Origin of the sequence: Dawidia cretensis, from assembly GCF_018598175.1 — a bacterium.
Lineage (GTDB): Bacteria > Bacteroidota > Bacteroidia > Cytophagales > Cyclobacteriaceae > Ohtaekwangia > Ohtaekwangia cretensis.
In genome coordinates this window covers 1-16478 of sequence record NZ_JAHESE010000064.1, presented here as the reverse complement: position 1 = coordinate 16478, position 16478 = coordinate 1, and the positions used below count along the sequence as shown (strand labels likewise).

The window sequence follows — 16478 nt, the reverse complement described above, 5'->3', positions numbered from 1 at the left end:
CATTGAAATGTCAAGATTTTGGGCGGCTAGAGTCAATAAATATGGGGGCGATGCGACGGTTGTGCACTTGCCGGAGGTCGGCATCAAGGGTAATACACACTTCCTCTTTTCGGATCTTAACAATGTTGAGGTCGCGAATCTGTTATCGAAATGGTTAAAAGAAAAAGGACTGGACAAATAACGCAGCGTAGTTCTTCACGTTCTGCATCATGTTTCATCAATATTCTACATCAGAGCTGCGCGTACAGTTCTGAATAACCTGTTAAGAATTAAAAGTATAAATCAAGAGTTAATCGATGAAAAAGATAATCTTAATAATATCACTAACGATAGCACTTGCAAATACGCTATGTGCTCAGACTACAAAATCGGAAATAAAGAATCCCTTCGGACTGGTTTATAGGGATGCTATTACCGAGAATGTAAAAGGAAAAGTAAACATTCACCCGGTGACTTATAAGCTGAACGGGATTGATATTGCTGCGAACGTTTATACACCAGCTGATTACGACGGTTCAAAGAAATTTCCGACGGTAGTGCTGGCGCACCCGAATGGTGGCGTAAAAGAGCAAACAACCGGACTATTCGCACAGCGTTTGGCAGAGGCTGGTTACATTACGATTTCTGCTGATGCCGCTTATCAAGGAGCAAGCGGAGGTGAACCGCGTCATACCGATAAGCCTGCAAACCGCATCGAAGATATTCGTGGTATGGCTGATTTTATCACCCAGTACGCAGGAGTTGATGCAAACCGTTTGGCTGTCTTAGGCATTTGCGGCGGCGGTGGGTATACTTTGAAAGCTGCTCAGTCGGACAAACGTTTTAAGGCTGTTGCTACGTTGAGCATGTTTAATTCAGGTGAAGTACGACGTAACGGCTTCCAAAATTCGCAATTAGCTACAATACAGGAGCGGTTAAAAAAAGCATCAGATGCACGTGCACAGGAAGCAGCCGGTGGTAAGATAATTTACGCCGGCGTCGGAAGCATAACGGACGAAGAAATTGCTAAAACTCCAACAGATCTCTATCGCGAAGGATACGAATATTACTATAGGACGCATGCGCACCCAAATTCTACTTTTCTATACACGATGAGCAGTCTACTTGACTTAATGACCTGGGATGCCACTACGAATATGGATTTAATTAACCAGCCTTTGTTGATGATTGCCGGAAGCAAAGCGGATACAAAGTATATGACAGATGAGGCTTTTAGCAAGGCGACCAATGCCAAGAGCAAGGAGCTTTTTGTTATTGACGGTGGTACCCACATACAATCGTATTGGAAACCAGAATATGTAAGCAAGGCAGTTGCCAAGCTGGCTGATTTCTTTGGTAAGAACATTGGGAATTGAAACGATTTAAAAAAAACAGGCCGGAGGGCGCTTGATTTCAATGTCGCGATTCAGTCGATTAACAGCTTACTGATGAAAAATGTGAATTGTAGTAGTGATACCTAAGTAACCTAAAAATGAAAAAGCTATCGATTGGAATAACCGTGCTTCTAGCAAACTTTGGTATGATACAGGGTCAGCCATCTCAGCAAGCTGGGCCAGAAGTAAAAACTGCTTCAGGCGTTGTACGTGGAGTGATAGAAGGAAACGTCGCTACCTTTAAAGGCATCCCGTATGCAGCACCTCCCATTGGCGAGCTTCGTTGGCGTCCGCCACAGCCGGTAAAACCCTGGAGTGATGTGCGTGATGCGAGCAAGTTTTGTGCAGATTGTCCACAGCGAGCATGGCCTGGTTCCACTGCAACGATTTCGGAAGACTGCCTTTTTCTGAATGTCTGGGCTCCGGCCAGCGCGACAAAGAAATCAAAGTTGCCGGTTATGGTCTGGATCCACGGCGGTGGGTTTGTAGGAGGCAGCGGCTCTGGTGCCGGCACGGCGGGAGATGCGTTTGCCCAGCAGGGTGTTATACTTATGACTTTTAATTACCGTCTTGGCCGACTGGGACATTTTGCGTTCCCAGCGTTAAGTAAAGAGCGACCGGAAGAATTTAAAGGCAGTTATGCCTATATGGATCAGATTGCTGCACTGAAATGGATCCAGGACAATATTGCCGCTTTTGGAGGCGATCCGAATAACGTAACGATCTTTGGTTTCTCTGCGGGTGGGGTTTCTGTTCATTCACTACTGACGATACCGGCAGCAAAGGGACTTTTCCATAAAGCGATTAGCGAATCGGGTGGTGGCCGTGATGGTGTCCTCACAGGCAGGCCGATACGTGAGGAAAATGCTGATCTCCTCTACCCTGTCTCCGCGGAAACAACGGGGATACACTTCGCTCGTAGACATAAGATTGTAGGTACAGATGTTGATGCATTGGCTAAGCTACGCTCCTTAAGTGTGGAAGAAATTGTGGATGGAGGACAGGAAACCGATAGCGCTGGGTTAAGAATATACTCCGGCCCGATCCTCGATGGTAAGCTTGTAGTGGAGACAGCCGAGAGCGCGTATAAGGCTGGCAGACAACCAAAGATTCCGCTCATTATTGGAAATTGCAGTGCGGAGATAGGTGGAGCATTTGTTACTAACAGCACGTCCAAGGAAGCCTTGTTTTCGCTTTTTGGAGAACTTGAAGCCGAAGCAAAAGATGCCTTTGACCCTCAAGGTGAAAAAGCATTCGACGAAGTTATCACGAAGTTCAACACTGACTGGGTTTGGGGTGAACCGGCAAGGATGACAGCAAGAACATTTGTAGCGAAAGGGGCGCCTGCTTATATGTATCAATTCGGTTATGTCCCCCCGGCGAGGCGAGAACGAGCACGTTATGGCGCCGGTCACGGGTCGGAAGTTTCGTTCGTATTTAATACTCTTAATGCTAGGTGGGGAAATCCCGGTGCGGCAACACCGGAAGAGATCGAACTGGCAAAGATTATGAACACATACTGGGCAAACTTCGCCAAAACAGGTAATCCGAATGGTAAAGGGTTACCGGCCTGGCCACTGTATGATACGCGACAGGAAGCCATCCTCGATGTTGATTTGGATGGCAAAGCATTAGGTAAGCCCGATCCCCGGAAAGCGAGACTGAATGTTGTTGAAAAAGCTTTTAAGACGAGAGATAGAATACAATCACGCGGAGGAATTTGACCCGAAGTATATTTTACTGAAACTAACCATATTTAGACATGGCAAACATAAATCTAAAAATCAATGGTAAGAATCAGACGGTAGATGTGGATCCTAAGACTCCCGTTCTATGGGTGCTTAGGGATCACCTCGGTCTGGTTGGAACCAAGTTTGGGTGCGGCATGGCACAATGCGGAGCCTGCACCATTCATCTTCAAGGGAATGCCGTACGTTCGTGTATGCTTCCTGTCTCGAGCGCAGAGAACAAAGAGATTACGACGATTGAAGGGCTGTCGGAAAGCGGTGAACATCCTGTACAGAAAGCGTGGATTGAACATGATGTGGCGCAGTGCGGGTATTGTCAGGCGGGGCAGATTATGACTGCTGCAGCCTTGCTAAAGAAAACTCCGCATCCTACGGACGAACAGATTGAGTCAGCCATGCAAGGCAACATCTGCCGCTGTGGAACGTACTTGCGCATTAAAGCTGCTATAAAGACAGCCGCAAACCAGTAATCGCTCAAAACTTCAGTCATGAAAACAGAAAAATCTTCAATAAGCAGGAGATCCTTTTTAAAGGTATCTGCTCTTGCTGGCGGTGGGCTGATGCTAAGTTTTAATGCATTAGCAAACATTGTATCCAGAAAGCCAAATACGTTGTCCCTCGCCGGAGAGCCGGTTGAATTAAATAGTTATATCAAAATCGCCCCGGACGGTACCATCACACTGTTCTCTGCAAATCCCGAGTTTGGTTCCAACGTGAAAACTTCCATGCCGATGATTCTGGCGGATGAACTTGATGTGGATTGGCAAACGGTTGTGATTGAGCAAGCCGACTGGCTACCCAAACGGTTTGATCGTCAGTTCACGGGCGGGAGTCAGGGAATACGCCAGGGTTGGAAACCGCTACGTGCCTCTGGAGCAACAGCCCGGAAAATGCTGATCGATGCAGCAGCCCAGACGTGGAAAGTTCCATCCGGTGAGATCACCACGGAGAAGGGTACTCTCTATCACAAAGCGACTGACAAAACAGCTACGTACGGAGAGATGGCTTCCCTAGCGGCAACGCTTCCCGTTCCAAAGGATGTACCGGTGAAGAATGTTGGTGACTTTAAGATCATCGGTAACTCTAAGAAAAATGTGGATGGAAAAAAGATAGTTACCGGTGCACCTTTGTTCGGAATGGATTATTTCAGGGAAGGAACACTGACAGCGACTATTGCCCATCCACCCTTTGGCATGAAGGTGAAGTCAGTAGACGACACGGCTGCCAAAGCAATGCCCGGTATAAAGGATGTCTTCACTATTAAGACCATGCCGGATGGTTACGAAAGAAATTTCTTTGACACTAATGCTTTCAATGAATTGGTAGTTGTGGTAGGAAACTCCACCTGGGAGGTAATGAATGCCAAGAAAGCATTAAAGATTCAATGGATGGAAGCCGAACCTACCAGTTTTACTGTGGCGGGTTGGGGTGGACAGAAGAATAAAGTGAATGTGCCCGCAGGGCTTGAAAGCACGGTAGGTCATAAAACACGAATGGCTGAACGTGGTAAGCAGCCCGGCACGATCCTGCGAAAGGACGGAGATCCTGAAACTGCTTTTAAGAATGCTGCCAAGGTAATTGAGCGTACGTACGATGCACCTTTCCTAGCGCACAATACGATGGAACCAGTGAATTGCTTTGCTCACGTAACGGCTGACAAAGCAGAAATCTACGGCCCTACGCAAGCACCTGAATTTATCTCCGGAACGATTGCAGCAGCCCTGGGTATGCCGAAAGAGAAAATTCAGATCAAGCTGGCCAGAATGGGCGGCGGATTTGGACTGAGGGCGTATTCTCATCACATGGTCGAAGCGGCGGTGATCTCTCAGAAGATCAATGCACCGGTTAAAATGATCTATACGCGCGAAGAGGACATGACCAATGGCATTTATCGCCCAGCATATACGGCAACTTTCAAAGCCGGGCTGGATAAAGACAACAACCTGATTGCCTTTCATGTGAAGGGCGGCGGCATACCGGAGCATTCTGTTCACGCTAATCGCTTTCCTGCTGGCGCGGTAGATAATTATCTCGCGGAAGGGTGGTCATTGGAATCGAATATCACCATTGGCGCATTCCGTGCACCGGGGTCAAACTTTATTGGTGGAGTAGAACAGGCGTTCCTCGACGAAGTGGCTGAACTGGCAGGCAAAGACCCGATCACATTCCGATTAGAACTGTTCGAACGCGCCAAGAAGAATCCGGTGGGCAAGAATAATGACTATGATCCGGATCGCTATGCGGGAGTGTTGAAGCTCGTGCAGGAGAAATCGAAATGGGCGGAAGTACCAAAAGGCGTTCATCGTGGTGTGGCCGCTTACTTTTGTCACAATACGTATGTGGCGCAGGTCCTGGATATGACGATGCAGAAGAACACGCCTGTCATTCAGAAGGTACACGCGGCGGTGGATTGCGGCATAGTTGTAAATCCAGATGCTGCTGCTAACATGGCCGAAGGCGGAATCGTGGACGGCATCGGTAATGCATTGTTTGGCGAAATGACTTTTGTGGACGGGGTTCCGGAGAAAAATAATTTCAATAAATATCAGATGATCCGGCAAAAGGAGGCTCCAAAATCCATTCAAGTATACTTTGTAAATAATGACAAAGAGCCAACTGGTTTGGGTGAACCTCTATTTCCACCGATATTCGCTGCAGTCGCCAACGCTTTGTATATGGCGACGGGAAAGCGTTACTACAGCCAGCCTTTTGCAAAGCATCTGGAGGTTTCTGCTTCCCGTATGTAGGCTGTTAAATGAGCGAAACCATGGCTGACCGGTGGAGTGCCACTGGTCGGCCATGATGCTGTCAGGTTACGAAATGTTTTCATTTGAGAACCGACCCTACTTACGGATCCTGAATGCAAGTTTGAGTTTTTCTGCAAAAAGTAAGATAAAGTCGATAACTGACCAGGTAAAAAGTTACAGCACATTCACCGACGGCGAAATCGATGTTGATCATCATCGTCTCCCACGCTGAGTTCCACTAAAATAGAATTTTACTGCCGTACTCTTCGATAATCTTTCCATCCGGATCTAGCCAAGCCGGCAGTACGTAATAAAATCCCCGCGTACCACCGAGCTTATATCGTAGGATGCGACCATACTTCACCGCCTTATGGATGTGGGGGGAAAGGGCCTGCGCAGGCGTACGACTGTATTGCAGGGATACCTCATGTGGTCTGATGAAATTGATAATCTCTGACGATAGCAATGGCCGCTTTATCTTACTCAGCACAAAAACAATCTTATTTGTCCAGCTCCACTTTTGATTATATTCGGATTGCTTGATATCGGGGACTTTAAGTCTTAGTCGCTCACTCTCTCTAACCACGTGAAACAACAGCTCTTTTGAATCGATCAGATCTCGTCGTACTTCCTCTAAAAATTTGACCAGCTTTTGATATCGCTGTATAATTTCATTCTTGTCTAATTTCTGTAACGCCTCAAAATCCAATACTTCCATACTTTTGTTCGTTATGTTTTCGATTTTTCAACTATCCACTGTCCGACTACAGCTAAAGTATATTCGAGATATAATCAAATCTAATGGAAATAGTACTGTACTATAACGATAATATAACTATGTATGGTTGCAGTATAAATAAAAACCTTCAAGATCAATGTGCATTAAGCTAACCTACATGATTTAGAACATACTTGTTGATTTCGTATAAAATCGTAAAAAAGGTTAAAGATTTGATATATTCTGACAAAATCCTAAACCTGTCTCCACTGGCGTTTATATCTTGGGAATAAAAGGAAGGGTATGAGGAAGATGATTGAGGAAGAGAGAGCCCGTGCGTTATTGTTACAAAACGGGCTAAATGTTTCACCAGAACAGGCAGCCGAGATTCTGATCTTTTTACGAAAGATGTCGGACCTAATAGTCTCTCAATTTCTCCGTGAGAGAAGCTCAATGGTAGACGACGAAAAAATAGATTGAGCGGAAGATGAAGTTAGCCGACATCTATATACGAGTCAGTACGGACGAGCAAGCGGAACGTGGGTACTCACAGCGGAGCCAGGAAGAGCTTTTACGGAAGTATTGCGATTTGCAAAACATCTCAATCCGACATGTCGTTTTTGAGGATCATTCCGCCAAAACATTTGAACGACCCGCGTGGAAGAAGTATCTGACCGGTCTGGCTAAGCACAAAGGACAATCGGCTTTACTGCTGTTTTTAAAGTGGGACCGATTCAGTCGAAACGCTGGCGACGCCTACCAAATGATCAACCGGCTTCGGAAGCTGGGCATTGAGCCACAAGCGATCGAGCAACCGCTGGACCTGTCGGTTCCAGAAAACAAGATGATGCTAGCATTCTACCTTGCCGCACCAGAGGTGGAGAATGACCGGCGAGCACTGAATGTCATTCATGGCATGCGGCGGGCCAGGAAAGAGGGGCGTTACATGGGACTTGCGCCGATAGGATATGTCAACAAAACAGACGAGCAGGGAAGGAAATATATTGCTCCGGCAGAGCCCCATTCCAATATCGTCACCTGGCTTTTCCACGAGCTAGCCAATGGATTATATAATGCGGAACAGGTTTTTAAGATGGCCATAAAGAAAGGCTTTTCCGGAAGTAAAAGTCTATTCTGGAAAGTCATTCGAAATCCTGTCTACTGCGGCAAAATTTATCTACCAGGATATAAAGAGGAGGAACCACTTTTTGTAGCGGGGGAACATCAACCTCTCGTATCAGAAGCCGTGTTCGATCATGTCCAGGAAGTTTTAGATGGTCGCAAACGTAAGCCCTACCGGGCTAAAATATCGTCGCATGAGGATTTTCCGTTGCGTGGATTTCTGATGTGCCCTCAATGTGGACAGATTCTCACTGCCAGCACGTCAAAGGGCTGTCGTAGCTATTATGCCTATTACCATTGCCGTGCGGGCTGCGGATTTCGCGTCAATGCTCATGCCGTAAACGACGCGTTTGTTAAGAAGCTTTCTGCCTACAAGCCCCGAAAAGAAGTGCTGGAGCTGTTCAAATTGACACTCCTGGAAGCATGGGAAAAAGCCACTCAGCAGTGCAAAGATGAGAGCCGAAAATTAAATCGGGAGGCGCAAAACCTGCGTGCAAAAATGACCAACATTAGAGACTTGCTCGCCTCGGGGGACATATCGCCAGAGGAGTTCCGGGAAATGAAGTCGAATTATGGCCCCACACTGGAGAGTATCGAGTGCCGGCTATCTATCGTCGAGAAAAGTCAATCGGATATAGATGGACTGATAATAGGTGGCGTGGACAAACTCTTGACCCTCGGTCCACTATACGAGTCGTTAGAAAATGCGGGGAAACGGCAAATTCTAAACTGCGTGTTCCCCGACAAATTGACCTTTGACAGCAAGCAGATTCATATATCAAATACGCGTGAAGTTGTTAATCTGCTGTATTTGTAGATTGATTCAAGAAGACTCGGTCAAATAGCGCTTGATTTTTTGGGTATGAATGCCTGGTTGTTTATAAAAGGATCAACTCCGTTGTAGAGGATTGCCTTCAAATCCTCGTCCGTCAGACGGTATATTTTTGTCTCATTTTCTTCATTGTAAACGTTGAATATTGCGACGTTTTCGGAGCCATACTCCAGAAGATCAATTAATATGTAGTACGCATGCGTGGAGAACAGATATTGGTTGCTTGGATTATCGAACATCTGTGCCACCAGAGGAGCAAGAACCACCGGGAATATGTGAGCATCGAGGTCATCAAATACCAGAAATTTTTCCCGGTTTGATTGTATTGCCGACAGGTAAAAACACAGCCGTTGAACGGAGGCGCTTAGTGAGGCGAAGTGTAGCTCCGTGGCCGGTAACGTATCGCCGTTCGAGAGACGGATTTTAGGGCCATGTTGATCAAAATAGACGGTGGCTCCGGTTCCCTGGAAAACCTTTGATATTGGCTTCTGAAGTTCCGGGCGCTTTTTGAGCAGCGGGAAGAGATTATAGCCATAGGGTACCGCAAGTTCATCTTCACCAATACGATTGTATGTGCCATGCTCGACGTAATGATATGGCTGGACTACTGTGTTGACTTCCGTTGCTTTGTGTGGAGTCGCCTTAAAGGAGGCGTCGAACGTGTAAACGAACTCTCCAGGAGCCGTGTCGAAGGCGAGTTGTGCTCTTACCCCCTCAGGCTCGCTGTATTGAAGGAGGCACTCAGCTCGGTTTGAGCTTACGCTGGCATACTGTATAACGCTGTCTTTTATCAGAAATAGCTCCCGGGGTGTCTGGGCGCGAAGCGCTTCTTTTAGGTCTACGTCGAAACGATCGGCCAGTTGTGGCAAGGCAAAAAGCTTCACCGCGTCCAGTATGTTTGTTTTGCCGGTGTTAGGCCGTCCGATGAGTACGTTAATCTGTCGCATATCCGTTAGCGAGCAATCGCGAATCGAGCGGAAGTGGTAGATATTTACGTCGTTTAAGGGGTTTTGCATTGGTTAGCTTTTCTTCCTTGTTTTTTATTATAGTTGGGATTACCTGCCTTGCGTTCTTCAATTACCAAGAGCATAAAGGCAATCATTGTTAACTGGTGTATGTGCAGTAATTTGGCTAAGGTGCGTACGGTCAGGTTAGTTTTTCCACGTTCCACCCGCCAGTATTGCATTCTGGGAAGGTCGTACTCCTGTGCGAAAGACTCATGACTGGAGTAGCCCTTCGTCTTGCGTAGCCTGATGATAACACTTCCCACAGACGTTTTGAAATCTTCGAGGATATGCTCTTCTGAAAGAAATGGTTGTTTGTTGTGTTTTACTATATCGTTTTTTGCCGCCATGTTTTTACTTTCATTGTGCATAAAAGAAGGAACGAGTGGGACGTCTTCAGCGCTTGGACACATATTACGATGCTGGTATGGCGTATCTTAATTGACAAGCCGGTTGTTTTTCGGATTTCTGTCGCGGGGCGGTGAGGGCTAAGCTTTGCTGAACAACTTTGAGTAACTCACGTTCCGATCAAAGTTCCTATTTTGCTTTCTATTTTGTCGCTTAAGTCATCGTTGCCATTCTTGAAATTCTTTTCGTCTCTCTTATACTCTTCGATCACTTGTTGTAAAAATTCATCCAACTTCATATTGTGAATTGCCAGCAGTTTGGATAGTGTGCGAAATGTAAGATTGGCCTTGCCGGTCTCAACGCGCCAATATTGTGCCCTGGGAAAATCATGGGTGAAGGCGAAATCTTCATAGCTTGTGCAACCTGCCGCCTTGCGCAGTTTGATGAAGACGTTTGCGACAGACCGCGAATAACGTTTCTGTATATATGCTACTTCTTGACTTACCGTCATTTTCGTTCGACGTTTTAGTGATTTTATACTTGTGTCTCCTCGATTTCGGAAAATGCGCCGGGGGATAGTCCCCGGCGCTGAGAACATCACTACATTACAGTTTGTAGTATGCCCATTTTGAAATCTCTATGGATACCAGATGGAGGGATGATCACCCAGCCAGACCTTTGGTCTCCTTGAGAATCGTTTCCATGAAATCAAGCTCTGCTTTAAACTGCGCGGTGGATTTTTGATCCAGTTTATTTAGGCCTACTGCCATCAGCTTAACGTTTAGCAGGTTTTCTTTGAGTTTTGCGGAATAGTAAATCTGGCTACCGCCGGTTCGGCTTTCAGCTCTTTGTGAAACGCCTGTGTTTTTCGGTGGTCCTTCTTTTAGTGCCTTTAACACGACACTCGTGCAGCCAAGGGCGATGATTCGTTGGAGATCATAGATAGTCGTTATAGTTGCACGGCGTCTCCATACGCATTCAAAGACCTGCTGGCTGCCATCTTCGGCCACTCTGTGGGATTTGCACTTCCCGTAAATAAAGAGGTAGACCGTTTCCCAGTATTTTGCATAATAGAATCGGAAAGCCTCTTGGTTTCCGTGGCTGAGCTCGCAAATCAACATTTGGTGTTGGGGCTTCGATTCGATTCTCATAAGCGTGCGCTTGGGTGCTGAGATAATCCATCGTCCAATTCCTTTTGATTCTGTGTGGGTCGGACGGACGTGCCTTCGTGCTCCGGGGCTCTGAATTTATCTTGCCGGATGCCCGCGAATACGCCTGAAGTGTGGATGTTGAAATGCATGCCAATCCGAGCGATCATTGTCACCGTAATCTCACCGCATTCACCTTGCTCTATTTGCCTGAGCCTGTCAACTTTAATGCCGATGGCATCGGCAATTGTCCGCTCGTCTTGGCCTGAGGAAATACGCAGTGCGCGTATCGTTTTTCCAACGGCTTCGAGTTCGCGACGAAAATATCCAGGTGGTCCTTCCGAGGTCGTCGTAATCTCTTTTAGACCCTCCAAGAAACGTTTTAAAACATAGTAATCACGCCGGACCTTACTCGTTATCGGATTATCGATTAGTTCGTGCCGAGTGTAGGATTCGAAAAGGCTTTCTGCAGAACTTATGATCTGCGTGATGGGAGATGCCGCTTCCAGGGCATAAAACGCTTTGACGATGCGTTTTGCATCGTTTGATTCGCGTTCGAAACGGGTTTCGTTTTCTACATTGTTCATATGCTTGCCTTTGTGTTATTGGTTGTTGAATAATACTGATACCGGGACGTTGAAGTATTTACTGAACTCTTCGAGAAGCGCAATCCTCATATCGCCACACTGGCCTTTTTCGATACGCTGGAGTAGGCTCAGTTCAATGCCGATTGTATCAGCAACAGTGTCTTCCTCCTTACCAGCCGCGATACGTAGTACTTTTAGTTTTTTGCCGATATTCTCAAATTCACGATGAGAGTCTCCGTTCACCGGGCCGGGAATAGTTGTAATTTCTTCAACTGTCCGTAGAAAGCTTTTGATGATGTCCACGGCGCGTACGATCGCCCCACCTACGGGCTGCTTCTGGACGCTATAGAATTCATAGAGTGTCCCGATAGCGTGTTCCAATTGCTCGACGGGCCGCGCCTCAATTAGCGTGTTTACTGCTTTGAGCAAGAGTTTGGGAGTATCTACATCTTGGTCGATTTCTGTTTTCATATTGTTTGAGTTTGTAATTGAAAAGGTTCGTTTTTGGGCATAGTTATCCTGACCCTGCGAGTTTTAACAGGTGGGGTTAGTTTCCTTTAAGGGAATGCGGCTGTTGCAGTTACAGGTGCCGCTAACTACTGAGATACAACAAGTGATCTAACGGGAGGGGAGTGCGCGGATGGGTGGACGTTACGTTGTGCGCTTAACCTTGACGGATGAATAAAAAATGCGGGACACTCTAATTCAAATATAAGGTACTCGGAGAGTTCGGCTCGAAACACATCTTCACCTCTAGACCGGAGTGCATCCAATAGATATTTGTCTTCCACGGCTTTTTTCTCGGCTATCATTCTGTTTATATTTTTCCTTTAGTTTCCTTTATCTTGGTATTCGTATATCTTGCTCAAATCGGTTTCTCTCCAGACATCTTCCGCGCAGTCAATCACATTAAAGAGCGACTCAAGTGCAGGCAGCAGTTCTCTTGTAAAATCCGAGACGCCATCGACCTGGTCTTCCATAAAACACAGCGACATATTTCTCAATAGCCGATTGACTTTTTTTGGTGGCCATTGCACAAAGAATAGCGCAATCTTCACCTGGAGGTTCTGACTCAGGATTGATCTGTTCTGCAAAGTATTTTTGTTCGACATACGATGATTGATGTTGATGAGTGATTTGCGCATTGTAGATCTTTCCAAGTTGGATTGATGCAACTTGGTGTCACGTTTAAAGTACGTCTCAAAGGTGGGTGGGCGTGCTGAGATATATACAGAAGTCGCCCGTACTGCGGGGGACTTTTTTTGCAGCCGAAATGAACATAGATGCGATTTGCATCTGAATCGGAGAGAAGGATGTGCTGATAATATGGATTTTATCCCAGCGAGCGAGGAAAAAAATGCGGGACTCCACTCAGTAATCCTACCGAGGCCTGAGAGCCTGCCCAAAAGTAGGGTGAATGGAGTACCCGCATCTATTATCGTTGTCGAATAGAGGTATTGCATAATCTCATTTGCTTGACGGTTTCTCAGGCACTCAGTAAATGAGAAGATGATCGAATGTAGAACGAAATTAATAGAATGATATGATATTTAAAAATTCCACAATAAATATATTGACTTAAACGGGCAGTTTCGCCGCGTGAGTAAAGGGAATAAAGAATATAAGGAAGCGTTTGGGCAGCATATTAAAACCCTTCGTGAGGAGCGCGGATGGTCCCAAAGGCAGTTGGAAGCCGTTTCGGACTTAGAAGTTAGCCATATTTCGAGTATTGAAAATGGACGGTATGCAGTTACACTGAACACAATTTTGTCACTCGCTGTTGCGCTAGGCAAGTACCCAGATGAACTCTTTAAATTTGATTTTAATCTGAGGTTAAATACTGACTTCAAGGTTCAGGATCGGAAAAGGAGGTCCCCCGGTACGACAAAAGCGTTGGATGGGCTTGCTGAAGGAAGTTTTTTTACTACACCTAAGAGAGTGAACGAAGTTGTCCATCACTTAGCAAACGAAGAAAAGATTGTGGTACAGAGTTCTATTGTGTCGGCAGCGTTGAAAAGATTGGTTGACGGGAAAAGACTGAAACGAATTTCCTCTACAGAGAAGAAGGGAATGTTCTTGTACCAGAAGCGGCTTAAATAGTCTGAGTGTATCTTATGTTATGCATCTAGCGAAGCCACTTTTTCTTTAGATGCTATTTCGACCGCTTTACATAGCTCTTCAACTTTCCGAAGCAATGACTCCAACTCGTCTTTGGTGATGGAATACCTGTGATCATATCTTGCTTCGATATAACCTCGTTTTAGAAGATCGAAGAGGTGTTTTTCCTCTGCGTCAGCCTCTGTCTTGAAGATCAAAAACGTCTCTAAGGAATACAGCTTAGTTTTATTCCGTAGCTTTTTGAGATTATGAGTCTTGGGCTTATATCCAGTGAATACAAGCAGGATGGTGCTGTAAAGACATTCAGAGGCTTGGTGCAGCATAAAAGCACCAAGTTTAAAATCCTGTTCTGAAAGATTGAATTTCGCGGTCTTCAGGAATCCTTGCGCTCGCGGAAACCAAATACTGTAATATCGTTGAGCCTTTTCTTTCTCTTCTTCAATTGTTAAAACTTTAGGCTCAACAAATGAGGTGCTTCCAGAATCGTAGATTAGAACCCCCTCTTGGACGATATCAGCAAAGAAATATTGTCCCCAAGAAAGACCCTCATTGATATGGTCAATGCTGTGAATTTCAAGGTTTACGGGTGGGCGGTACCGATCAACACGATCGAGAATAGTACTTTCCTGGTCCGCCACCTTAGGGCTAACCTCTTGGGTGACTACTAAAAAGTCATAGTCACTAATATACTCGTAACGAGTACCGTCGCTGGTAGTATATTCATGTTCTTTATATCCGCCTTTTGCGTAACTACCAAAAAGGATGATCTTTTCAGGGTTAACAACGTCTTTGATGATTTCGGTGATTGCCAAAATCTCATTTTGTTTCTCCAAGGGTAAATGTAGCAACGATGTCTTCATAGAAATATCGGTAGCTGCAAAATACGTAAATTCCTTAGAAAAGGCTGAAAAAGGCCACTTGTGCCAGTGAAAATATCTGACGTCATTCCGTGTTCAGACCACGAATTGCTACATTAGCATACAACCGTGAGCCCCATGAGGACAGCTCGGTTATATAAAGATGTGTTTATGAGCAAAATCAATTCTTACATCAAAGTGGCAGACTTATACATCCGCGTTAGCACGGACGAGCAGGCCGACAAAGGTTACTCCCAACGGGCGCAGGAAGAATTGCTTCGCAAGTATTGCGAGCTTCACCAGGTAACGATTCGCAAAGTTATCCTGGAAGATCATTCCGCCAAAACCTTCGATCGGCCTGCCTGGAAAAAATATCTCCTCGATCTACGCAAGAATAAAAATCAAACAGACGCCGTCATGTTTCTCAAATGGGACCGTTTCAGCCGCAACGCTGGCGACGCCTACCAAATGATAAACATGCTCCGCAAACTTGGAGTGGAACCGCAAGCCATCGAGCAACCATTGGATTTGTCCATACCCGAAAACAAAATGATGCTTGCTTTCTACCTGGCAGCTCCAGAGGTAGAAAATGATAGGCGCGCCCTGAACGTCATTCACGGTATGCGTCGGGCCAGAAAGGAAGGTCGGTACATGGGGCTGGCACCCTATGGCTACACCAACAAGAGCGATGATACCGGTCGCCGATTTATCGCTCCGTTGGAGACCGAGGCTAACATCGTACGCTGGGCTTTCACCCGAACGGTTGAAGATACTTGCAATACAGAACAGATCTATCACCAAGCGAAGCAACAAGGCTTTGTCGGCAGCAAGAGCCTGTTCTGGTCCATCCTGCGCAACCCAGTTTACTGCGGCAAAATATTCCTATCGAAGTACAAGGACGAAGATGCCCGACTCGTAGACGGTAAGCACCAAGCTTTGATTTCCGAAGGACTATTCTACCAAACACAAGACGTACTCGACGGGCGCAAGCGCGAGCCGTATAAATTAAAAGTTGTTGCTAATACCGACATGCCCTTACGTGGCTTTCTCATCTGCCCTGTATGTAGCCGAATGCTCACCGGCAGCTCATCCAAAGGCTGTCAGAAACACTACTCATACTACCACTGCGTTCGCGGCTGCAAATGCAGGTTCAGAACCGACCTGGTGAACAGCGAATTTGAGGCAGAGTTAGAGAAGTATGTTGCCCTCCCCGGGTTAGCGACAGAATACAATGCCATTCTTTTGAAAGCTTGGAATGATAATAGCCACAACCACGGCGATGAGAGAAGGGCGCTTATGATCGAAATGAAAACTATAGAGGAACGGCTATCGTACGCCCGCGACTTGATGCTATCCAAACAACTGGACCCAGCAGACTTCAAACAAACGAAGGCAGACTATACACAGCAAGTGGAAAAGCTGGAAGCCAAACTAGCTGATCTACCGGATCAACCTGAGAATATTGAACTCTTGGTAAAAACCGCCATTACAGCCCTTTCGCAACTAACAACAGACTATAAACAAGCTACCCAAGAAAGGAAGCGCCAGATCATTAGTTCGATATATCCTGAAAAATTGAGTTTTAACGGATCGACTGTTCGAACTACACGGGTCAACGATGTTGCGGCCTCCATTTACCTAATTAACAAGAAGTTACAGGCAATAAAAAAGCCGGACAAAACGCGATTTGCAATTTTGTCCGGCCAAGTCGGGGCGACAGGATTCGAACCTACGACCTCCACGTCCCGAACGTGGCGCGCTACCGGGCTGCGCTACGCCCCGATGATATTTGGAATAGGATGCAAAAATAGAAATTCTGCCCAAATCAACCACAAAATACGATTTTCTTCCGGAAAAAAAGTGGCCTCCATAACCC

General features: G+C 46.1%; 15 protein-coding genes, 1 tRNA gene and 2 pseudogenes. 8 read left to right on the top strand and 10 right to left on the bottom strand.

Annotated elements, in window-relative coordinates; translation table 11 throughout:
• The 5 genes and pseudogenes from KK062_RS29355 to KK062_RS29335 all read left to right on the top strand — a co-directional run.
• Nucleotides 1-181: pseudogene (locus tag KK062_RS29355) on the top strand (alpha/beta hydrolase); the annotation flags it as partial.
• 115 nt (nucleotides 182-296) lie between these two features.
• Entirely contained in the window at nucleotides 297-1355 is a 1059-nt protein-coding gene (locus KK062_RS29350) for an alpha/beta hydrolase (protein WP_254087963.1), read from the top strand.
• A 116-nt stretch (nucleotides 1356-1471) separates the two neighbouring features.
• Nucleotides 1472-3097 (top strand): carboxylesterase/lipase family protein, encoded by a 1626-nt coding sequence (locus tag KK062_RS29345; RefSeq protein WP_254087962.1) that lies wholly within the window; start codon nucleotides 1472-1474, stop codon nucleotides 3095-3097.
• A gap of 38 nt (nucleotides 3098-3135) precedes the next feature.
• Nucleotides 3136-3591: a (2Fe-2S)-binding protein gene (locus tag KK062_RS29340; protein ID WP_254087961.1), complete on the top strand. Its 456-nt coding sequence runs from the start codon at nucleotides 3136-3138 to the stop codon at nucleotides 3589-3591.
• Nucleotides 3592-3609: 18 nt separating this feature from the next.
• Nucleotides 3610-5868, top strand: a complete 2259-nt coding sequence (locus KK062_RS29335; protein ID WP_254087960.1) for a xanthine dehydrogenase family protein molybdopterin-binding subunit — start codon at nucleotides 3610-3612, stop codon at nucleotides 5866-5868.
• A gap of 238 nt (nucleotides 5869-6106) precedes the next feature.
• On the opposite strand, the gene KK062_RS29330 is transcribed toward KK062_RS29335, so the two are convergent.
• Nucleotides 6107-6586 (bottom strand): hypothetical protein, encoded by a 480-nt coding sequence (locus KK062_RS29330; protein WP_254087959.1) that lies wholly within the window; start codon nucleotides 6584-6586, stop codon nucleotides 6107-6109.
• Nucleotides 6587-7073: 487 nt separating this feature from the next.
• Here KK062_RS29330 and KK062_RS29325 point away from each other — a divergent pair, with 487 nt between their 5' ends.
• Entirely contained in the window at nucleotides 7074-8525 is a 1452-nt protein-coding gene (locus tag KK062_RS29325; protein ID WP_254087958.1) for a recombinase family protein, read from the top strand.
• A gap of 20 nt (nucleotides 8526-8545) precedes the next feature.
• Here the strand turns inward: KK062_RS29325 and KK062_RS29320 are convergent, their stop codons facing one another.
• From KK062_RS29320 to KK062_RS29290, 7 genes are all read right to left on the bottom strand, one after another.
• Nucleotides 8546-9556, bottom strand: a complete 1011-nt coding sequence (locus KK062_RS29320; protein WP_254087957.1) for an AAA family ATPase — start codon at nucleotides 9554-9556, stop codon at nucleotides 8546-8548.
• Nucleotides 9541-9894 carry a helix-turn-helix domain-containing protein gene (locus KK062_RS29315; RefSeq protein WP_254087956.1) on the bottom strand — a complete coding sequence of 118 codons (354 nt, stop codon included), beginning with the start codon at nucleotides 9892-9894 and terminating at the stop codon, nucleotides 9541-9543. The genes KK062_RS29320 and KK062_RS29315 overlap by 16 nt, the downstream gene beginning before the upstream one ends.
• A 167-nt stretch (nucleotides 9895-10061) precedes the next feature.
• A complete protein-coding gene (locus KK062_RS29310; protein ID WP_254087955.1) occupies nucleotides 10062-10403 on the bottom strand; it encodes a helix-turn-helix domain-containing protein in 342 nt (113 codons plus the stop codon).
• Nucleotides 10404-10554: 151 nt separating this feature from the next.
• Nucleotides 10555-11043: an RNA polymerase sigma factor gene (locus KK062_RS29305; protein ID WP_254087954.1), complete on the bottom strand. Its 489-nt coding sequence runs from the start codon at nucleotides 11041-11043 to the stop codon at nucleotides 10555-10557.
• Nucleotides 11040-11627 (bottom strand): helix-turn-helix domain-containing protein, encoded by a 588-nt coding sequence (locus KK062_RS29300; RefSeq protein WP_254087953.1) that lies wholly within the window; start codon nucleotides 11625-11627, stop codon nucleotides 11040-11042. Before KK062_RS29300 ends, KK062_RS29305 begins: the two co-directional genes overlap by 4 nt.
• A gap of 15 nt (nucleotides 11628-11642) precedes the next feature.
• Entirely contained in the window at nucleotides 11643-12098 is a 456-nt protein-coding gene (locus tag KK062_RS29295; protein WP_254087952.1) for a helix-turn-helix domain-containing protein, read from the bottom strand.
• A gap of 359 nt (nucleotides 12099-12457) precedes the next feature.
• A complete protein-coding gene (locus tag KK062_RS29290) occupies nucleotides 12458-12772 on the bottom strand; it encodes a hypothetical protein (RefSeq protein WP_254087951.1) in 315 nt (104 codons plus the stop codon).
• A 454-nt stretch (nucleotides 12773-13226) separates the two neighbouring features.
• On the opposite strand from KK062_RS29290, the gene KK062_RS29285 reads away from it, so the two are divergent.
• Nucleotides 13227-13727 carry a helix-turn-helix domain-containing protein gene (locus KK062_RS29285; protein WP_254087950.1) on the top strand — a complete coding sequence of 167 codons (501 nt, stop codon included), beginning with the start codon at nucleotides 13227-13229 and terminating at the stop codon, nucleotides 13725-13727.
• Between the two features lie 17 nt (nucleotides 13728-13744).
• On the opposite strand, the gene KK062_RS29280 is transcribed toward KK062_RS29285, so the two are convergent.
• Nucleotides 13745-14605, bottom strand: coding sequence for a HEPN domain-containing protein (locus KK062_RS29280; RefSeq protein WP_254087949.1), 861 nt, complete (start codon nucleotides 14603-14605; stop codon nucleotides 13745-13747).
• Nucleotides 14606-14740: 135 nt separating this feature from the next.
• Between KK062_RS29280 and KK062_RS31140 the strand changes: the two are divergent.
• A pseudogene (locus KK062_RS31140) lies at nucleotides 14741-15529 on the top strand (recombinase family protein); the annotation flags it as partial.
• Between the two features lie 781 nt (nucleotides 15530-16310).
• Here KK062_RS31140 and KK062_RS29270 read toward each other — a convergent pair.
• Nucleotides 16311-16384: transfer RNA gene (locus tag KK062_RS29270), tRNA-Pro, on the bottom strand.
• Nucleotides 16385-16478: the final 94 nt, after the last annotated feature.